The sequence below is a fragment of the Candidatus Bathyanammoxibius amoris genome, assembly GCA_024451685.1.
GTDB lineage: Bacteria > Planctomycetota > Brocadiia > Brocadiales > Bathyanammoxibiaceae > Bathyanammoxibius > Bathyanammoxibius amoris.
On record JAMXCW010000015.1, the window covers coordinates 37,146 to 55,986 of the forward strand.

Genomic DNA, 18,841 nt, shown 5'->3' on the forward strand with positions numbered 1-18,841 from the left:
ATTAAATGCAACCATACTACATAAGTAATTGCATCAATTCAACTGGAATCCTCTAAGGCCTTTTAACAAAAATACTTAAATTAAGGAATGATTAAATAGTTTTATTATATTACTCTGCTTATGTAGCTTCAAAACTATTCCTGTGCAAAAAAAGGACTATTCTGTTTGTTGGATTCGTGGCCGGATGAGCGTAGGTGACACGTTTTTTTCTATTTGGAATCATTTTCTCGACTCTGTGAATCTCCCCACTCCACGGGGGACATGTTCCATAGCTTCTTGCGGGCCTCGTTGACGGTCCAGACGTCGCTGCCCACAAGTTTAGTTGCTATGTCGCTCTTGTCAAGCTCGTTGTCCCTGAGCGCTTCAACGCCTGAGAGATCGAACTCTCCGAATATGCCCACGCCGAAGCGTGGCGCGAGGAACGTGTTCACACACTCCTCTATTTTTCTGAGGCGCGGGATGACGCCTTTTGTCCAAAAAATCCTGTCCTGTGTCTCAGAGTTGGCATAGTTCGCATGTTCCAGAATCCCGACCTCTATGGGCGGCACCTTGTAGACGGCCAGTATCTCCTCGCGCGACAACCTACGCTGCTCGATAAACTCCATGTCCTTCTGCCCCAAGCTGATTGACTGCCACTGAAGACCCTTTTCGAGCAGGATCACGCGGTGCGAGCGTTCGGCGCCGGAGTATGCCTGGTCAAATTCGGCCCGTAGACGCCACATAGCGGCATCGTTTAGTTCAGCCTGTGTACTTATCACCCCTGAGGGCCGCGCCCCCTGTTTGAAAAACTTTTGGTTGTACATAACGGCATAGAAGTCGGCCAGAAGTCCCTGCCGCACCGCCGCAAGCGGTGACATTCCCCACAATTCGTTGAGCGGGTTAAAGTACTTTAGGTGTATCATCTCGTCCCGGCCATAGCCCACACTCTTTTCGCCCACGCTGAAGAGATAACCGTCTACCAACTCTTCCTTGTTGGGTATGATGCGCATCCTGTCGGGCCTGAGGGGCCATATCTCACCCGGATGCCCGTCGCTGTTATTCTTCTCAAGCGCCCAGAAGCAGTTGCCCGTGAGCTCCATGTACACCATCGAGGCCTCCCAGAAATCGTAGCGTGTCATCCGCGGGTTAACGCCCCAGAACAGTTTTACAAGCGGGTGGGTCTGCGGAAGTCTCTCACGGCCCGACGACGTGTCTTTATAGAACACGAACGGCACGCTTGCCACTGTCTGCGCAATCGCCTTCACACAGGCGAAGACCCAGACGCTTGAGTACTCCGCGTCGCCGTATATTTCCATATATTGTTTGGAACGCCAGTCAACGGGGGTTGCATAACCGTCGCCCCAGGGAGAAAGTGACAGCGAGAGTGGCAACGACCGGTTTGATTTCCTCTGTATGAAGGACATGATTTTGTTCATTACACTCATTCTCTTGACCTCATGTTGTTGGGTGTAGACGGTATGGCATCCGCTTCGACATTCATTATCCTGAATTTACCACAAGTCTGAAATTTGTAAATGGCAGGATTCAACACACCTCAACATGGTCAAATAAACCTTATCCTCGGTGTGGAGTGGTGGCGGAGCTGGCGGACGGCCATCTCCAGGGCGTCGGGGCCGTCGTCGTGGGAACCCCGGGGGAATTCTATCAGCTGCTCTATAAGCAGCTTCAGGTCACGATTAAATAAAATAGTCCCGTTTTCTATCAGCGCAGATAGGCTCGCTATGCGGGCGGTCTTGTCGCTAAAATTCTTAACCCCGCGGATGGGGATAAATAATTTCTCGCGCCTGGAAATGTCTTCAAGCATGTCTTTGAGCACTACCTGAAAGACGTTGGTCTCCACGGCAAGACAGAGAAAATGTGACTTTTTTTTACTGGCTTCCTCTCCGTCCGAATGCCCCGACCATCTCTGAAAATTCCTGACAGCGGCATCGGCGATGGCCGCGGGCCTGCGTCTTTTTATATCAGCCTCAAGCACGTATATCTTTCCGCCAACCTGACCCACCGTGACCATGGCGCTGTAGTCGCCCGAAGAGGAAGAGCCCAGTGCGGGGTCAATCGCCGTCGCTATCAAGAGTTCCTGATTATATAAATCCTCAGGCTTGTAGTAGCTAATCCACTCCTCACGAATCAACTGTTCCTCCGGACTTATCGGGTTATTCTGGTATTCGCACTCAAACGCGATGGATCCAATTCCTTCTTTACCACCATCACCTTGTTTTATTTTTTTCAACCTTTCGGCGTCATAGTAGCCGGACCACAGCGCCGCACCATCCGTACCCAGCGCACGGTATCTTTTGCCCTGCCATTTCTTGAGAAGTTTTGAGAGGAGGCTGTCGTAATGGAGTATCGTGCCCACAACGATTATGTCGCCTTCGGGTCCCGGCAGGTTCAGCACCGAACGGTTGAACCATGACTCAAGCTTCCGTCTCTGCTCGGCGCTCAGCACGCCCTCGTCGTCCTCGAGGTCGTCGCATATTACAAGGTCGGGTCGCGACTCAAAGCTCCTCATTCCGCGGAGGCTTGAGCCGACCCCTTTGGCAACCACCCTCACACCGTTGGAGCATAGAATATCGGTGGATGTCCACTTCTCTCTGCCCACCAGCTCTCCGAAGTCCATCCTGATAAGCCCGTTTTCCTTCAGCTCGCGTATTATCGCCCCCAGGAAACCCTCCGATATGGTGCTTGAGGATGAGATGATTACTATGAAACGTTTCCTTCCGGTGCAGATGGCCCACAGCGGATAGACGAGGCCCATCAGTACGCTCTTGCCGTGTCCCCTGGGTGCCGCAACGGCCTCACGCTTGTTCTCAGTGCTGGAGGCCATGAGGTCATAAAGCTCGGCATGGAACGGCGCGGGAGAGGCCGTCAGATAGTGCCTGAGATACCGCCCGGCAAAGGCTGCGGGGCTGTCCCAGGCATCAAGCTCCGCAAGAAGCTCTTTGCACAGAAGTAATCTCTTCTCTAAGTGAGGTAACCTCCTGTATGAGGGCAGACCTGAGCGCCCGGCGTTCAACCTCCGCAAGTGCCGAGAAATACACGTCTCCAGCATCGCTTTTCCTTTCCTCCCGGTACGCAATCAATAGCTTAAGGGCCTGCGGATCGCCTTCCCCGGCCTTACCGGCAATGGCCTTAAGACCCTGTTCTATCTCGAGGTCTATGTTCAGACCCGAAGCCGCACGTACCGGTATTCTCTTTTTTGTTCTCTTTTTCTGTTTGGATTTCGGCATGTAAGCCCTGGAAAACTGTATCGGCAGGCAGTCTGGTGGAAAGGCAAAAACGCTGAAAAACCCTCGGCCGCAAGCATGCGGGCCTCGGGCATTCACCTGTCCGTTAATAAAGGAAAAAGGAAGGCGGGGTGTACGGTTTGAAACCGCGCGTCATCGGCCTTTGTTTTATTTAGCCTTCCCATATACGGGAAACACACCCCCGGTGCCTTCCATGACTTCTTGTAAGAAGCTTACCACATAACCCGCATATGTCAATGTCCGGACTCAACCAGACTCAACCTGGCTCCACGTCGTTGACACAACCGGACAATACAGTATACTCTAAATATTGTACTGACAATTTCAGGACCGTTTCCATAAGAGGCGCTTTTAATTGTGAAAGGTTTTTCCAGATGAGCAGAGCTTTATTTATTGTGTCTTTACTGATCTTTGCATTATGTGTACCTGTTGCAATGGGACAGGAAATAGCTGGCGAAAAAGAGAAAGCCAGTAACGAAGCCGATTCCCACGAGGGAGGAAAGAAGGCCGCAGAAAAATCAACCGGCGCCAGCCGGGATTTCCTTAAGCTTGCCGAACCCGCCACTAAAAAGAAGAAGAAAGGGGACAGTGCCAGGCCCTACGGGAGTTACTGGACGGCCCTCTATGGGGGCAGAACAGAGGCGGGGGCTGGAATCGATGAGGAGACGGGTGAGCCTGAGGAACCCGCCTTCAGCCCGTATTACGCAAAACCCTCAAAACCTCGCAAAACCACAAGACCGAGGGTATCGGGTGACCTGAAGCTAACGCCACTGACACCGCCGCCGCTCTCGGAATTTGCAGAGGTGGATTTCGCAAGGTTTGCCTCCGGCGCGTTTGCGTCTGAATACGCAGACAAGTTCGTGAAACTTAAGTGTGAATTTGCAAGCCTGGCCCCTCAAGGAATGAGGCTGAAAGAATTTCCGGCGCCGGAGTACGTCAATTTTATGGTAAAGGGCGTCGGCACCACCATGTACGGTCTCACGGTAGCCATGCCCAGCGCCAAGGCGCGCAAGCTCTTCGGGCTTGAATCACATAAAGAGATATTCCTCTACGGCCGCGCAGTCCGCCTCGGCATGAGCCGGCTCACGGTGCTTGTTGAAAAGGTGGACATAACGCAACCAGGAACCCCGGTGAAATAGTAATAAGTACGCCGGGTACACCCTGCGGGCCGTGCCAAAGGCAGCCGCCTGAGGCGCCCTTGAAAGGATTCACCGATGGCGAACTTTCAGCCTCTAGCCAACTTTCAGTCTCCGGCATGACTCTGCCACTACAGCGTCAATGATTATTTCTGCCCCGTGATTAAAGCGGAGTCTTTGTCAAGCCGTACCACCTTGGGCCTCTTGAAGCCGGCCTTCTGGAGCCATCCCTTCATCTCCTCCTCGTCGTAGGATGAACCCTCGCATGTGCCAAGCAGCATATTGAGACTGAAAAGCACCGGGAAGAGGGGGCCTGTACCCGTACCGTCCAGCAGAAATTCGTGTATTATCACCGTGCCCCCCGGTTGAAGGGCGGTATGGCATTTCTTCAGTATACCGACGTTTGTAGCCGGGGCGTAGATATGGACGAGGTTCGAGACGAAAACCACGTCATAGGCCTCACTGCCAAACTCTGCTTCCAGACAGTCCCCCACCCTGGTATGCACCCTTTCCTCAAGCCCCGCCTCCTTTATGCAGCGCCGGGCTATCTGGATGTTGTCCTCCAGGTCGAACACCGTGGTGGTAAGTCCGGGATGCAACCTGGCAAACTCGATGGAATACGCACCGGGACCGCCGCCTAAATCCAGCAGGTGCTTGAAGCGTTTCAGCCCGAATTTCCTGGCAATCAACCGGGCCTTCATAATGCCGCTGTTGTGCATGGAGGCCATGAAGTCCTCCAGGCGCGCGGGGTCGGTTCCGATGTCCTCCACCACCGATTTGCCCGTGCGCACGGCCTCCTGCAGCCTTGCCCACCTGTCCCAGAGGTTGTGCATGTGGTGGATGCGGGCGCCCTGATAGAGCGGCTTATCCCGCACGAGATATTCATTTGCCCAGGATGTGTTTTCATATCTCCTTTGTGTCTTCCTCAGGAGTCCGAGGGAGACTAGGGCGTCAAGGAGCATCTCCGTCGCCCTCGCGTCCGTCTTGAGCTCCTGGGCGGTCTCAATGGACGACCTTGCACATTTACCAAGCAGGTCGAATATCCCAAGTTCTACCCCGGCAAAGATTACCTGTGACTTCCAGTAGGCCCAGCTCAATTCTTCCATGCGATCTAGTTCCTTCATCTAAGTCCTCATTCCCGTATTCTCGTACAGTGAGTTCTTTACGGCACGCAAGGTCTCATCATGGATGCGCCGGGCCATTTGTTTCAAATCTTCCATGGTTTCATCGTTATCACCGTGTTCAAACCGCGAGAGCACATCGTCATAAGCGCTGATAAGCAACTCGTTCACCCCGGCGAGCATACCGTCTTCTCTGGTTACATTGCAGACGTCGGCGTCGTCAGGTTGCAGCATGTCCAGAACCCCCCGGCAGAGGCTGACTGCGGCCTCTGAGAATGCAGCAACCTTTGGGTCACTGAACTCGCAAAAGGCCTCGTAGCCGGTAAGGGGTTCCGCCGTTGTCTGCGGCAGTTCGATTACGCGCTGGAAATCGGGAGTGCCCCGAAAAAACGTCTGCCCATGGTGCAGGATGTGGGCGGTTACTGCGGGCGTACGCAACAGTTCAAGTTTTCTGAGAAACTCGAAATTCTCTCTGACGTCAGCCAGGGTGGAACCGGGATGAAACATTATAAAACCCAGTGTGGGTTCAATACCAAGGCGCCGGAGGGTCTTTACGGCCCCCTCGTTCGCACCTATAGAAACGCCCTTTTTGAACCGGTTGAGGACGTGCTGGCAGCCGCTCTCTATACCAAGAAAGACCTCCCTGAGTCCGGCATCTACCAGCCGTGACAGGCTCTGTTCCTCTACGTCATTGGCGCGGCATTCAATGCCGAATCTTATTTTCAGACTGTCCTTAATTATGAGGCCGGCCAGTTGAGAGGCCCGTTGCTTGCCATCTCTGCCCGGACCGAAGAAGTTTGCATCGGCGAAGTAGAAATCCCGTATGCCCCGGTCTCTGTACAACGTCTTTATCTCCTGGAAAACATTTTCGGCACTTCTACCCCGCCATGATGCGGATGTGTTATTAGTGTAGAAGGGATTGATATAGCAGAACGTGCAGTGGCCGTAGCAGCCGCGGCTGCCCAGCACGTAGGTGGTGATACCTCGTTTTTCATGCGGCCACATGTCACTCCGGTCAGGGAACGGGAGGCCGTCCAGTTCTGTGTTCAGGACACGCGGCCTATTTTTTATAATCCGGCGTTCCCCGGTGGCGGCGTCAATCCGCGCGAATGCCAATCCTTCTATCTGACCCAAAGTTTCAGGGGCGGGGTCATCCAGGAGGGATTTAGACAGCTCTAGCAATGTAAACTCAGCTTCGCCGATGGCGACGGAGTCTATAAAAGGGAATTGCTTAAGAATGTTATCGTATGAAAACGTTGGGTAGAAGCCGTACAGGCTTATGTGTGTCCGGGGGCACAGGACGCGCAGGCGTGAGAGCATGTCGAAGACGCCGGCGGTCTTGTCCCAAACATACACCATATGAACCGCGAGGAGTTTCGGCGGCTTTGTTTTGATTTCGTCCAGGGTCTGCTGCATGGACCAGCGCATGAGATTTGCGTTGATGATTTCCGCGGGCATCTTGTGTGATTTGAGCACGGCGGAGATGTAGGGTGTCAGGAGATTTGCGGACAGCGGGGCGTTAACCACGTCCTGATGCCTCTCCGGGTCATCCGGCCGCGGGTGTTCAAGCAGGATGATGGACGATACTTCTTGGGTGTTTGATTTCATAGTCCTGAGCGTTCCCGGGTTCTTTACGTGGTATTAAACACAGGTGCTTAAGCGCTGTCAATTTATTTCAGGTCGTGGGTGAGATAATGAGACCCTTCGCCAGTTCCTTCGCCCTGCTCAAGGCTTCGGCTCAGGGTGACAAGGGTTATACAAAATGCCATTCTGAGTGGAGTGTAGTCACGTTGTAGGCGGATTCACCTCTGCCGCTACAATACGATGGCAGGTACTGGAGTCTGCCCCGAAAATACAAGCAAAGCAGGCTTTGCCACTACAATTATATCGGGATGATGTATGACAATCGAAGGTTTTGAAGTACCTGGTTATTCTACAACGCCGCGGCTACGCTTCTCTTCCGGCTTTTTTCGAGATACGGCTGGTAATATTCCTTAACCGTCTTGAGGGAGCAGAGCTTGCCGCACATGGTGCAGGTGTCGCCTTCCATGGGAGGGCGGCTCTTGCGAATCTCCCTGGCCCTCTTCTCGGATATCGCGGTCGTGTACTGAGTCTCCCAGTCCAAGTCCCTGCGCGCGACTGCCATCTTGAGGTCCGCGTTCTTTACCTTGTCCTTGAGCTTGACCATGTCGCCCACGTGGACGGCCACCCTTGCGGCCATGACCCCCTCCCTGACGTCGGCAACGTTGGGCAGGGCGAGGTGTTCGGGCGGAGTGACGTAACAGATGAAGTCGGCGCCGTACATGGACGAAAGCGCGGCGCCTATAGCCGACGAGATGTGGTCATAACCCGGTGCAACGTCGGTAGTTATCGGTCCCAGCATGTAGAAGGGGGCGTTATTGCTCAACCTCTTCTGTAATATAACGTTGGCCTCTATCTCGTCGATGGGTATATGGCCCGGGCCTTCGACGATGCACTGGACGCCCTTTGACTGGGCGTATTCGGCTATCTCCGAGTTGATAATCAGTTCCTGTATCTGCGCCCTGTCGGTTGAGTCGTGGACGGCCCCGGCCCTGAGGCCGTTGCCCAGGCTGAGGATGACGTCGTGCCGCTTCATTATGTCTATAAGGCGGTCTATCTGTTCGTAGAGGGGGTTTTCCTTCTGATTGTGTTCAATCCAGGCGGTGAGGAACGAACCGCCGCGGCTGACCAGACCGCCGAAGCGGTAACCCTGTTTCTTGAGCCTCTCCAGCACAAGGCGGTTTACACCGCAGTGGATGGCCATAAAACCGATGCCCTCTTCGGCCTGCTGCTCGATTATATCGAACAGGGCCTCAGGGTCCATCTTCTCCACCGCGCCCCTGTCCCTGATAGCCTCGATGGCTGCCTGGTACAGAGGAACTGTGCCGACCGTCAGCTCTACAGCATCAAGCACCCTGCGCCTAATTTCTCTCAGGTCGCCTCCGGTGGATAGCTCCATCAGTGTGTCTGCGCCATATTCCTCGGCGGTGCGGGCCTTCTCCACCTCCATGTCAATGTCCACAATGTCTGGCGAGGTGCCGATGCTGGCGTTTACCTTGGTCCTTAGCCCCATGCCTATGCCCACCACCCGCGATTTCCTGTGTGGGTTGCCGTAGAGGACTGTCTGGCCTCTGGCTATTCCTTCTCGTATAAACTCAGGGCAGACGTCGTCGTAACAGGCGGCCTCTTCCATCTGAGGCGTAATCTCGCCCTCTCTGGCCCGCTCTAATTGGGTCTTCATTAGTTTGTCCTAGCTATAAACGGCTGTGACCGTCTCGTTGATTAATGTTTAAAGGTTCAGGCGGGCACTACCCTTTGGGAGCTTTCCCATATCCCGTGCAGGTTGCATCTCTCCAGGACCTTCAGCGTTGTTTCCTTTTGTGTAAGAAGGGGAACCGTTACGATAGCCGAGGGGCTTCGGGGGCTGAATTCGGTCCTTGACACTAACACGTTATCGGCGTGGACCTCTATCCACTGTATCCAATGGTTTGGACTCATGCCATGAATGATGTTGCCCACCTGCGCGGTGAGGTAGAAGGGCTGATTTATCTTTACGTAGGAGGGAATGCTTATGACCGGGGCGTGTTTCTTCTCCAGAGTGGTCATGTTGTCCGGGTCGGACACGCGGTTTATGCATGCGAAGAGGTCGGTTTTTGTCCCATGCGCCCCCTTGCCGTGGCGTGCAGCACATCTGGGACACGGGGACCCGCCGGCCGCAATTCTCGATTTGCACATTTCACACGGCTCATCCGCCAGCACATCCTTCAACAACACAACCGGTCCCAGGAGGGCTAAACCTGTGCCCGTTAGAAACTCCCGCCTCCCCATGGTCCGCATACGTCCCTCCTCTTGCGATACTTACGTAAAACAAAAGCTTATTTGAACGTTATCTTCTTTACTTCCTTCTTTTGGATAATTACCAGCCCGTGAAACATCCTCCGGACGAGTAGGAAGTCTTCTGATTCACTTATCAACTCACCCTTTATCAGGGGCGAATTCTTGGACTTCAGCCTTATAAGCGCTTGCTTCTTGGGGGCCTTCTTCTCACCGAAGGTTATTTCCCAGAAGTCCAGCGGTTTGCTCCTGTTGGGAAACACCTTATTCAGGAATTCGGGACTGTAGGAAAAGGCGGGGTCGATTTCCGTGTTTTGCGAGAATTTCCCTTCAAGCAGCTCATCTATGTCAACGTTTCCCTTATAGACTCTGGCCAGGATGTTTCCGTGTATGTCACGATTTCTGAGTCCGAACTCAAGCCTCACCTCTTTGCCCTCAAGTAACCCCCGAACGTATCTGTATGCCTCTTCCCCGTCCTCTTCGGTCAATTCTACCCCTAACATCCGGACCTGATCCCCGTTTTCAAGCAGGATAGTATTGGCGCTTATTACCTTGGCCACCTTGTGGAGGGTCTTGGGTTTCCTGTTGAGAATATAGACGTCGGCATCGAAGACATCGGCCAACGGTTTAGTTAGTCCTGCGCGTCCTGCCTGTTCTGCGGCATCCACAGGTGTTTCGGCATACCCTCCAGGCGTCCCCTCCAGACCAGCGAGGATCCGATCTACGTCCTCCTGGGCATTGACATTGGCCGTAGCGGCACACAAGAGGGCCATAAAAACAAGTATCCTTGAATAAAAGACTAACATGGCATAAATCCCCATAAAGGATTGCCACCCTTTCTGGTCACGCACATATTAAAAGAAAGCCACTGTTTTGTCAACACCGGGGATTAAGCAGGCCGGGGACGAGGGACAGTAAGACATCTTCCGTATTCCCGGCAGAATAGCCATGAACACCCGTGACCTTTTGGCAATGCTACCGGGATTCAGGTGAAATAAGATTGTTGACATCCCAAACAGGCCTTGATACGATATCCGCCTTTCCAGCTTGCGGTATGACAACCACTTAAGGAAGGTATAATGGACTTTGCAGCGGCTCTGAAGCCTGTCAACTCATCAATGATAGAGGTCGAGCAACGCCTTTTCACCGACCTTGCCGCCGACAATAGAGAGGTCGGCGAGATAATCCTGCACGTAAGCAGATTTAAGGGCAAGAGGTTCAGGCCAGCCGTTCTTCTCCTCAGCGGTAAGGTCTGTGGGAAGATAGCCCCACAGCATCTGGACCTTGCGGTTGTTGCAGAACTGATACATATAGCCACCCTGATTCATGATGACGTAATCGACGAAGCTACGATGAGGAGACACGTCGAAACCGTGGACGCGAAATGGGGCAGAGAGATATCCATATTGCTGGGTGATTATATCTGGTCGAGGGGTTTTACCATACTGGCCTCTATGGATTCACAGATGGCCACCTATATAATGTCACAAACGGTGAACATCATGTGTGAAGGCGAGCTGGTTCAGCTTATAAGGCGCTACGACCTGAGCCTTACGGAAGAGGAGTATCTGGACATAATAGAGCGTAAGACCGCCCGCCTCTTTGCCACATGCTGCCGTCTTGGAGCCATGTTTGCCGGCGCGAATCGCGGTATGCAAGAGACGCTGGCCAGCTACGGCCTCAAAATAGGTATGGCGTTCCAGATAGTGGACGACTGCCTTGACATAGTCGGAAATGAGGACGAGATGGGCAAGTCGCTTTCTACCGACCTGCAAAAGGGGAAGCTTACATTGCCCATTATACGCCTGGCTGGAAACCTCCCGGAGACCAGAAGAGAGAGCACGTGCAGCTGGATATTCCAGAATTTTAACGACCAGAACCGCAGTACGGTACTGGAACTCTTTACGGAACACGACGCTGTCGAGTACTCCATCAACAAGGCCAACCAGTATGTCCGTGAAGCCAAGGACGTGATCTCTTCCCTCGCGGAGTCAGAGGGCAAAATGGCCCTGCTGGAGCTGGCTGACGCGGTGGTCAGCAGAACAAAATAAAGATCCCGAGGGGTCGAAACGCTTTCTAAGTGTGTTCGCCGTGCCTTAATGCGCTTCCTTTTGTGTAATCCCCCGGACTACCCAGAATATCCCGCAGATGGTCTTGGCGTCTGCTATCTCGCCCGTTTTGATCTTGTCTATGGCCTGACCCAGTTTCATCTTCACGACCTCTATACCTTCTTCAGGCTTGTACCCCGGCGCAGTCAGCTCTGTAGCCCTGTAGATGTGCATCAGTTCGTCCATAACACCGGGAGAGGTATAGAACTGTCCCAGTTTCTCCATCTTTCCGGCATTCAAGCCGGCCTCCTCTCTCAATTCTCTCACCGCGCATTGCTCCGGACTCTCACCCTTCTCAATGATCCCGGCAGGTATCTCATACAGTTCGGAACGGATGGCATAGCGGAATTGCTTGACCAAAAAAACGTCTCCCTCCTCCGTTACGGGTACGACAGCTACGGCGCCGGGATGAGATACAACCTCGCGAAAAGTGTGCCTGCCGTCAGGGAGTTCCACCTCGTCCCTGTATAGACGCAGTCTCCTTCCGTCATATATCATTTTACTCTGGAGAGTCTTTTCCACTTCGTTTCCTCCTTTCATGCCGAAGAGAACGGTATATCCAGCCCGCAACAGGTCTCCGCAAAGACCGTCTCAAGACCTTTGCCGTGGGCGTAAGCCGCTGCGCCATCCGCCGGAAAAGCGATACCGTCAAGTCCCGCGTCGATGGCCAAACGGTCGACCGTCTGCTTGTACCTGCCCATGGGGCGGGCGCAGCCCAGAATAATGCGGGTGGAAGGCATTTTCGAGCGCGCCCGCTGGAAAAAACTACCCACCGCTTCAACCGGTGGCGGCGTGACATCCGCCATCGCCGTACCCAGGAGCGGCGTTAATATTACAATTACCAGCGCCTTCAGCTCGTACCTCGAAGTAAACTCCAGGGCTTTGTCCTCGCCCTTGAAAAGGCCGCGATGAAGCCCGAGGACTATATGTGGCATTACCGGTATTTCTCGCCGGGACAGTGCACGCAGAGAGGCCTCATAATCTTCAACTCCGGCCTCGAGATGATAAACTTCCCTTATGGTCTCATTACTGCCGATTATGTCTATGAGCACGGCGTCTACGGAAGACCGTCTGAGGCCCTCGGCCTGAGCCTCGTCCACAAGCCCGGAGTGGACAAATACCCTTAGACCCAGCCCCTTCTTAAGTTCACCCATCACGTCAAAGAACTCCTCAAGGGGAACGCGCCCGTGGACGTCGCAGCCGCCTGAGATAAGCACTCCCGTTGTGCCCGTTGAGGCGGCGCTGCGGCACGTCTCAAGGAGCTTCTCTGGCGTGGCCGCGGCCCTCATATGTCCCAGGAGCTGTCCGCCGCAGTGTTCGCAGTCAAGCGCACACTTTTTTCCGGTGATACTTACCGGCAGGAAGTTATTGGGGTTCGCCTGCCTGAATTCTTCAGTCTCGTAGCGTTTAAGCCCCGGCGCGTAGAAGACGATTTGACCTGGTTTGCGCATTTTTACTTCTGTTCTTCTTCACCAAAGAGCCCTTTTTCGGTATAATCCTTATATTCCTGCTCCAGCCATGACTGTACGTCTGACGCACCCTGTACCAGGTCTTTCCTGTCTTCTTCCAGATTGTCGGGCTCTATTACCACGAACCAGCCCTTGCCATAGGGGTCTGTGTTTACAAGGCGCGGGTCATCAAGAACCTCCCGGTTTACCTCTACAATCTTCCCGGCCACGGGCGCCTTCAGGGGGCCGATGTATTTGCCGGCCTCAAGCGAGCCGAAAGAACGCCCCTTGTTGACCGACCTGCCCGCGGGAAGTATTTTGACGTACGCCACCGTGCCCGCGGCCTTCTGGCCGAACTGGTCTAAACCCACGCGCACCTTCCCCTCCTCTACTCTCGCCCACAGGTGGTCTTTGCGGTCGTAAAGGTATTCGTCCGGGAGAAATATGTCTTCAAACCTGGCCATTGCATGTACCTCGATACTTATTAGAGGGACTTGAGAAGTAGCTCGGTTATGTCCATCACCTGCATCTTGCCTCCCAGGTGTTTCCTTGCGCCCTGAAACATGCGTTTACACTGCGGGCAGGCTACTACCAGCACATCGGCGCCTGTCTCCACAAACTTTTGATACGTCTTGTAAGATATTTCAGAGGCCAGGGTAGGGTCCGCTGCCTCAAGGACACCACCGCCGCCACAACAGATACTGTTCGACCTGTTGTCACCTATCTCACGGAAATCAATGCCGGGAATTGCCCTCAAAACTTCCCTCGGAGATTCATACACGCCGGAGTTTCTCCCCAGGTCGCAGGGGTCATGATAGGTTACCTTTAAATCCTTCTTGCGAAGCTTGAGGCTGCCCTCTACCAGGAGTTCCTTAAGGAACTGGGTTGAGTGTTTGAGGGTTATGCCATTAAGGAAGGGAGAATATTCAACGTTCCAGGTCATGTAGCATGAGGGACAATTGAAAACCACCGTGTCCGCTCCAATCTCCGTCAATTTCTCAATATTACGTTCCCTGAGCCCTTCCATCTGAGCTTTCATGCCCGCGGCCTTCAGCGGGAAGCCGCAACATATCTCTTCAGGACCCAGTATGGTAAAATCCACCCCGGCCTTCACAAGCAGGGCGGCAAATGCCTGCGGTATGTCCTGAGCCAGCGGTGAAAAGCTCGACACGCAGCCCACGTAGTACAGGACCTTTGCCCTGGATTTCCGCAGCCCTTCGTGAGGCGGCTCTTCCTCTAAAAAATCCACCCACAGCGCCCGCTCTACGTTCGGGTAGTTGAAGATGTTACCCTCGGCGGCAACACCGTCTTTTATGTGTCCGAACCCCTTGGGGAATTCGCCTGTGCCCGTGGCGTACTCCTCTCTTATCGAGTACCACATGTTCTGGAGGTCTATCTTGGAAGGGCAGACCTCGGTGCAGTAACCGCACAGGGTACAGCGGAAAGCCGCCTCGGAAAGGGTGAATAAATCCTGCCTGGAGAATTTCTTGCCGCCAAGAAGTCTTGAGGCCCACGCGGGGCCATATTTGTAGAGCAGGTGGTCCCTCATTTCTTTGAGCTTTACCACGGGCGCAATCGGGTCCATGTCGCGTCCCTTGTAGGTCTCGCAGACCCTGAGGCACTCCCCGCACCGGGTGCAGCCGGAGAATTCAATGAGCTGTTTGACGGTGAAGTTTTTTGGGGTTTTCCCGCTCGTATCAATGGAAACAAAGGAGTCCTTGTGGTCGAGCGAGTTTATCAGCATTGTAAGGGGAGTGGTCAGCAGGTGAAAGGCCCTGGAAAAGGGGATATACGAGAAAAATGTCAGTGAGACCAGCGCGTGGAACCACCATATATATAAATATGAGCCATCCCGTCCCTCGACCAGAGGTGCCATAACAGATGCCATGCCGGCGCCGACAAACGACGCCCTGGATTCCACGTCGCTCGATAACAGACGGAGCCCCTCCACGGCATACCCGCTCACCAGCGATACGAGAAGCAGCGTGACCAGTACCTTGTCCTCCAGGAACGTCTTAAGGTAGGGCAGCTTTAACACGTAACGCCTGTGCAGGGCCAGGAGAAGACCCACAAGCAGGAGCAGTCCGGCGGCGTCATTCACAAAGGCAAACCAGGGCCTGTCCTTCTCAATACTCAAAAGACCCCAATCGGTGAACTGGTCGCCCAGACTCCCTACAAAAAACAGTATGCAAAAGCCCAGGGCCAGGGGGAAGTGCATGGGCCATCGTGTCGGGTCTCTGCCCAGGAGGGTCTTTTCAAGCAAGATGTCACGGGAGAAAAGACGAAGAATCCCTTTGCTGAAAATTGCCCTGTATAATGCCCCGGCCAGAAAGGAGAGTTTCTCCGTAAAACTGCCCTCTCTGGTCCTGCTAAGTGCGCCCCTGAGCCAGAAACTCAGGTGGGCAAGAATACCCGCGGCAAATATTGTCGTGAACAGGATCTCTGCGGCAAGAAACAGGCGTGGATATTGCTCCAATGTATATACCTCTTAAGCACGCAAATCTTTACTATAGATGCAGGACAGAAAAATGCGGTTAGTCTGCCTTTTCTATAAGAATCTTCCAGAGGTCGTCAGCCTCCTGGAGGACTTCTATGGGATAGCCCTTTTTCTGGCAGAAGTTGGGGATAGTGTTCTTGGCAGCCGGTTCGTAGTCGCACATGACCTCCAGAACCTGTCCTTTTGAGAGGCCTTTCAGGGAGTCCCTGGTTTCTATGAGCGTGTAGGGACATATTTTTCCGCGGATATCAACCGATTGTTCAGGCTGTTTTTCTCGTAAGGAAGACATTGCTTCTAACGTACCTTCCGGCTAGGCAAAATTTATAACCTTGTTATGGACTATCAGCTCCACAAGCTGGTCGTAATCTATGAAGTCAACGTCCTCATGGAAACGGTCTTCCAGTCCCCTCTTTAGAACGTCGTCCTTCAGCACGTGAACCTTAACCTTCGACCCCACAAAACGCCGGGCGTCAAGGTATATGCCGTCCTGTATGAGGACTACCTGCGCGTCTGCGTCCAGCTTTGCAATCTTCAGGCCGTTCTCTCCGTAAGGCTTGTTTATCAGGTACAGGTTAGCCATCTGGATGTCTCCTAGAAATCCATAACGAAATCGGCTGTCCGGATGAGCTTCAGAATCTCTTTTCGAGGAACTATTTCAAACTCGGTGCCAACGTCCCTCTCTTTTATACGACGCTCTTTCAGGGACTCTCTTTCCACTAACAGCTTGGCCCCTTCCTGTTTCTGGAGGGACGTTATATATCTTTCCGTGTCTTTTCTGTTCACGCCGTGCAGGGTAAAGTATACGCCGTCGCCCAGGTAGGCCACGGTGGCGACATTTTCGTCAATACCGCTTGTAATACCCACGGCCGCCCTCAAGCCCTCTGTGTAAAAGACATTACCGAAGGGAGCCTGGTTTATCGTTATGAGTACCGTTCTCTGTGCCACAGAAAGTCCCCTATAGTGTGATGAGGCTGTCTACCTCGCTGACCATTTCCGCAAAGTCGGGCAGCCCGCCCACCACCACGCCTTCGATATAGTCCTTCCCCTTCTCCAGGCCGCGCGCGTTGACGCATACGCCGCATGCCACAATAGTCGCCCCCTTCCGCACCAGCTCCTCAAAGCGGTCCTTGGGCACTACATCCATGTCGGGAAAGGTCTGCAGCTTTATGGGGTTGTACACGCCGTCAAGGTAGAGGAACATCTTTATCTCATGACCCTTATCAAGGGCGCTGCTGGCAATATTGCAGGCCGTCTCCCAGTTCTCAAACTGGTAAGGACCAAGGGTAAGCAGCATGCCTATTTTTGCCATGTTAAAAAATACCCCCCGCTAGAAATGTACCTGACAGAACTCCTGGTAATCAATGAGCTCCTTAATGGTCGGATTCTCGCCGCAGACCGGACACTTCGGGTTCTTGCGGATACGTACCTTGCTGAACTCCATGGTTAACGCGTTGTAGAGCAGGAGCTGTCCTTTCAGGAGTGTCCCCTTGCCCAGGAGGAGTTTTATTATCTCCGTGGCCTGAATGGAGCCCACCACGCCGGGTAAGACCCCAAGGACCCCCGCTTCCTGACAGGAGGGCACAAGCTCGGCCGGCGGAGGCATTTCAAACAAACATCTGTAGCACGCCGTCTCGCCCGGAATTATCGTGGTCACCTGGCCTTCAAACTTAAAAATAGAGCCGTGGGAAAGAGGCTTACCCGACAGCACGCACGCGTCGTTGACAAGATATCTTGTGGGAAAATTATCGGAACCGTCAAGTATGACGTCGTAGTCTTTTATGATGTCCATTATGTTTTCTGAGGTCAGCCGCTGCATGTACGGGACTACTTCTACGTCGGGATTAAGGGCCTCAAGCGTCGCCTTCGCTGAGAGCGCCTTGGGAAAACCTATGTCCTTTGACGAATGCAGTATCTGGCGCTGCAGGTTGGAGTGGTCCACGTCATCGTCGTCGACTATACCGAGCTTTCCGACACCGGCTGCGGCAAGGTAAAAGCCCGCGGGTGAGCCCAGTCCTCCGGCGCCGACCAGGAATACCTTAGAATCAAGGAGCTTCTTTTGTCCGCGACCCCCTATCTCATTCAGTATGATATGCCTTGAATAACGCTTTATTTGTTCTTCCGAGAACTCCATGCCCTTAATCTGTCTCCTTTTTAAATACCATCTTCCAGCTACTCTCGCCTATCTTTTCGACGGCCAGGACCTTTTGTCCTTCATTCTCCATGCTCTTCGGAACGTTCTCCACCGCGGGTTCATGGTCTACCTCTACTTCAAGGATTTCCCCAACCCTCATTTCCTCAAGCGCTAGCTTTGACTTCACGAATGTATACGGGCAAACTTCGCCCTTCAGGTCTATCTTGCGATGCGGGGTTACGTCGCTGGCGCCTTTGGCCTCACTTGCCACCATTATACTCCCAAGCCGGCTGAACGGCGTGTTGGCAAACTGGACAAAACGGAATTATAGCATAAAATGGTATCCTTTCAATCACTTTTTGAATGCAAAAAGAGGTTGACAGTATCTGCGTTGTTGTTAGAATTGCTTGTATTAGCGTATTTTAGGAGAATTTTGACGGGTCCTCAAGGGGTAAGAGTCATGGTCAGGATGGAACTAGTGAGGATAGTGATTTCTGAGACCAGCGACCATCAGATTATAGTTCTGAAGGAATCCCATGGCCAGCGGAGCTTCCCTATCGTCATTGGACTTCATGAGGCCTGGGCGATAGACCGTGCCGTGAAAGGGATACCGACGCCGAGGCCGCTCACGCACGACCTGCTCAACAGCATAATGGAGGGGCTGGGAGCGGGCCTTTCACAGATAATCATAAGCGACCTGAGAAACAACACCTTCTACGCCAAGCTGATGGTCAGGGGAAACGATGACGGGGTAGTTGAGATTGATTCCCGCCCCAGCGACGCCATTGCCCTGGCGATGCAGAGAAAGACGCCGATATTTGTTGAAGAAAAGGTCCTTGAAGAGGTCTGCAAGTGGAACAGTCCCTAAGGAGGGATGGCCGAGTGGACTAAGGCGGCAGTCTTGAAAACTGCTGTGCGCTCTGCGCACCGTGGGTTCGAATCCTACTCCCTCCGCCATTTTGCCTGTCTTGCCGGGAACAACGTTTTTTGCCACACCTCCACAAACACGCCCCAGCAGCACTTTTACTCGCAGGCAAGCTGACGGTCGACAACGGAGACATCCCAAGGACCCTGTATTACCGTCATTCTAATTCGTATAAACGCGCGGAGGCTGACGTCACGCCAAATGGGTGAAAATAATAGATGAAGATAGGGATAATAGGTCTTGCAAACTCGGGCAAAAGCACCATCTTTAACGCCCTTACCGGACAGAACGTCCCTGCCACCGCTTATCCCACGGCAGAGGGTAAACCCCATATCGGGATGGTAAAGGTCCCGGACGAACGGATAAAGAAACTGA

At 53.3% G+C, this 18,841-nt stretch carries 21 protein-coding genes and 1 tRNA gene; 4 read left to right on the forward strand and 18 right to left on the reverse strand.

The window, feature by feature from the left end:
* Positions 1-209: 209 nt before the first annotated feature.
* From NOU37_08390 to NOU37_08400, 3 genes are all read right to left on the reverse strand, one after another.
* Positions 210-1,415: a phage portal protein gene (locus NOU37_08390; protein ID MCQ4575249.1), complete on the reverse strand. Its 1,206-nt coding sequence runs from the start codon at positions 1,413-1,415 to the stop codon at positions 210-212.
* 128 nt (positions 1,416-1,543) lie between these two features.
* Positions 1,544-3,013 (reverse strand): phage terminase large subunit, encoded by a 1,470-nt coding sequence (terL, locus tag NOU37_08395; protein MCQ4575250.1) that lies wholly within the window; start codon positions 3,011-3,013, stop codon positions 1,544-1,546.
* On the reverse strand, positions 2,919-3,227 hold the full coding sequence (locus NOU37_08400; protein MCQ4575251.1) for a hypothetical protein: 309 nt from the start codon (positions 3,225-3,227) through the stop codon (positions 2,919-2,921). The genes terL and NOU37_08400 overlap by 95 nt, the downstream gene beginning before the upstream one ends.
* Before the next feature lie 392 nt (positions 3,228-3,619).
* Here NOU37_08400 and NOU37_08405 point away from each other — a divergent pair, with 392 nt between their 5' ends.
* Positions 3,620-4,384 carry a hypothetical protein gene (locus tag NOU37_08405; GenBank protein ID MCQ4575252.1) on the forward strand — a complete coding sequence of 255 codons (765 nt, stop codon included), beginning with the start codon at positions 3,620-3,622 and terminating at the stop codon, positions 4,382-4,384.
* 143 nt (positions 4,385-4,527) lie between these two features.
* On the opposite strand, the gene NOU37_08410 is transcribed toward NOU37_08405, so the two are convergent.
* The 5 genes from NOU37_08410 to NOU37_08430 form a co-directional block, all read right to left on the reverse strand.
* A complete protein-coding gene (locus NOU37_08410; protein MCQ4575253.1) occupies positions 4,528-5,505 on the reverse strand; it encodes an acetylserotonin O-methyltransferase in 978 nt (325 codons plus the stop codon).
* Positions 5,506-7,110: a B12-binding domain-containing radical SAM protein gene (locus NOU37_08415; protein MCQ4575254.1), complete on the reverse strand. Its 1,605-nt coding sequence runs from the start codon at positions 7,108-7,110 to the stop codon at positions 5,506-5,508. It abuts the gene before it with no gap.
* A 325-nt stretch (positions 7,111-7,435) separates the two neighbouring features.
* The gene (thiC, locus tag NOU37_08420; protein ID MCQ4575255.1) at positions 7,436-8,764 is read right to left on the reverse strand and encodes a phosphomethylpyrimidine synthase ThiC; all 1,329 of its coding nucleotides are present in this window, start codon (positions 8,762-8,764) and stop codon (positions 7,436-7,438) included.
* 56 nt (positions 8,765-8,820) lie between these two features.
* Positions 8,821-9,360 carry a class II SORL domain-containing protein gene (locus tag NOU37_08425; protein MCQ4575256.1) on the reverse strand — a complete coding sequence of 180 codons (540 nt, stop codon included), beginning with the start codon at positions 9,358-9,360 and terminating at the stop codon, positions 8,821-8,823.
* Positions 9,361-9,398: 38 nt separating this feature from the next.
* Positions 9,399-10,163 carry a hypothetical protein gene (locus tag NOU37_08430; GenBank protein ID MCQ4575257.1) on the reverse strand — a complete coding sequence of 255 codons (765 nt, stop codon included), beginning with the start codon at positions 10,161-10,163 and terminating at the stop codon, positions 9,399-9,401.
* A gap of 273 nt (positions 10,164-10,436) precedes the next feature.
* On the opposite strand from NOU37_08430, the gene NOU37_08435 reads away from it, so the two are divergent.
* A complete protein-coding gene (locus NOU37_08435) occupies positions 10,437-11,408 on the forward strand; it encodes a polyprenyl synthetase family protein (GenBank protein MCQ4575258.1) in 972 nt (323 codons plus the stop codon).
* A gap of 45 nt (positions 11,409-11,453) precedes the next feature.
* Here NOU37_08435 and NOU37_08440 read toward each other — a convergent pair whose 3' ends face one another.
* From NOU37_08440 to NOU37_08485, 10 genes are read right to left on the reverse strand one after another with little or no spacing between them, the layout of a single operon-like run.
* Positions 11,454-11,987: an NUDIX hydrolase gene (locus NOU37_08440; protein ID MCQ4575259.1), complete on the reverse strand. Its 534-nt coding sequence runs from the start codon at positions 11,985-11,987 to the stop codon at positions 11,454-11,456.
* A 14-nt stretch (positions 11,988-12,001) separates the two neighbouring features.
* A complete protein-coding gene (locus tag NOU37_08445) occupies positions 12,002-12,916 on the reverse strand; it encodes a radical SAM protein (GenBank protein MCQ4575260.1) in 915 nt (304 codons plus the stop codon).
* A gap of 2 nt (positions 12,917-12,918) precedes the next feature.
* Positions 12,919-13,377, reverse strand: coding sequence for a glycine cleavage system protein H (locus NOU37_08450; protein MCQ4575261.1), 459 nt, complete (start codon positions 13,375-13,377; stop codon positions 12,919-12,921).
* A 20-nt stretch (positions 13,378-13,397) separates the two neighbouring features.
* A complete protein-coding gene (locus tag NOU37_08455) occupies positions 13,398-15,389 on the reverse strand; it encodes a (Fe-S)-binding protein (protein MCQ4575262.1) in 1,992 nt (663 codons plus the stop codon).
* Between the two features lie 58 nt (positions 15,390-15,447).
* Positions 15,448-15,699 (reverse strand): sulfurtransferase TusA family protein, encoded by a 252-nt coding sequence (locus NOU37_08460; GenBank protein ID MCQ4575263.1) that lies wholly within the window; start codon positions 15,697-15,699, stop codon positions 15,448-15,450.
* Between the two features lie 21 nt (positions 15,700-15,720).
* Positions 15,721-15,990 (reverse strand): hypothetical protein, encoded by a 270-nt coding sequence (locus NOU37_08465; protein MCQ4575264.1) that lies wholly within the window; start codon positions 15,988-15,990, stop codon positions 15,721-15,723.
* An 11-nt stretch (positions 15,991-16,001) separates the two neighbouring features.
* Positions 16,002-16,355: a DsrE family protein gene (locus tag NOU37_08470; GenBank protein ID MCQ4575265.1), complete on the reverse strand. Its 354-nt coding sequence runs from the start codon at positions 16,353-16,355 to the stop codon at positions 16,002-16,004.
* A 10-nt stretch (positions 16,356-16,365) separates the two neighbouring features.
* Entirely contained in the window at positions 16,366-16,719 is a 354-nt protein-coding gene (locus tag NOU37_08475) for a DsrE family protein (protein ID MCQ4575266.1), read from the reverse strand.
* An 18-nt stretch (positions 16,720-16,737) separates the two neighbouring features.
* The gene (moeB, locus tag NOU37_08480; protein MCQ4575267.1) at positions 16,738-17,541 is read right to left on the reverse strand and encodes a molybdopterin-synthase adenylyltransferase MoeB; all 804 of its coding nucleotides are present in this window, start codon (positions 17,539-17,541) and stop codon (positions 16,738-16,740) included.
* Between the two features lie 4 nt (positions 17,542-17,545).
* Positions 17,546-17,815 (reverse strand): sulfurtransferase TusA family protein, encoded by a 270-nt coding sequence (locus tag NOU37_08485; protein MCQ4575268.1) that lies wholly within the window; start codon positions 17,813-17,815, stop codon positions 17,546-17,548.
* 186 nt (positions 17,816-18,001) lie between these two features.
* On the opposite strand from NOU37_08485, the gene NOU37_08490 reads away from it, so the two are divergent.
* Together NOU37_08490 and NOU37_08495 are read left to right on the forward strand one after the other, a co-directional pair.
* On the forward strand, positions 18,002-18,409 hold the full coding sequence (locus NOU37_08490) for a bifunctional nuclease family protein (GenBank protein MCQ4575269.1): 408 nt from the start codon (positions 18,002-18,004) through the stop codon (positions 18,407-18,409).
* A tRNA-Ser gene (locus NOU37_08495) sits at positions 18,410-18,498 on the forward strand.
* The last annotated feature ends 343 nt before the right edge of the window (positions 18,499-18,841 follow it).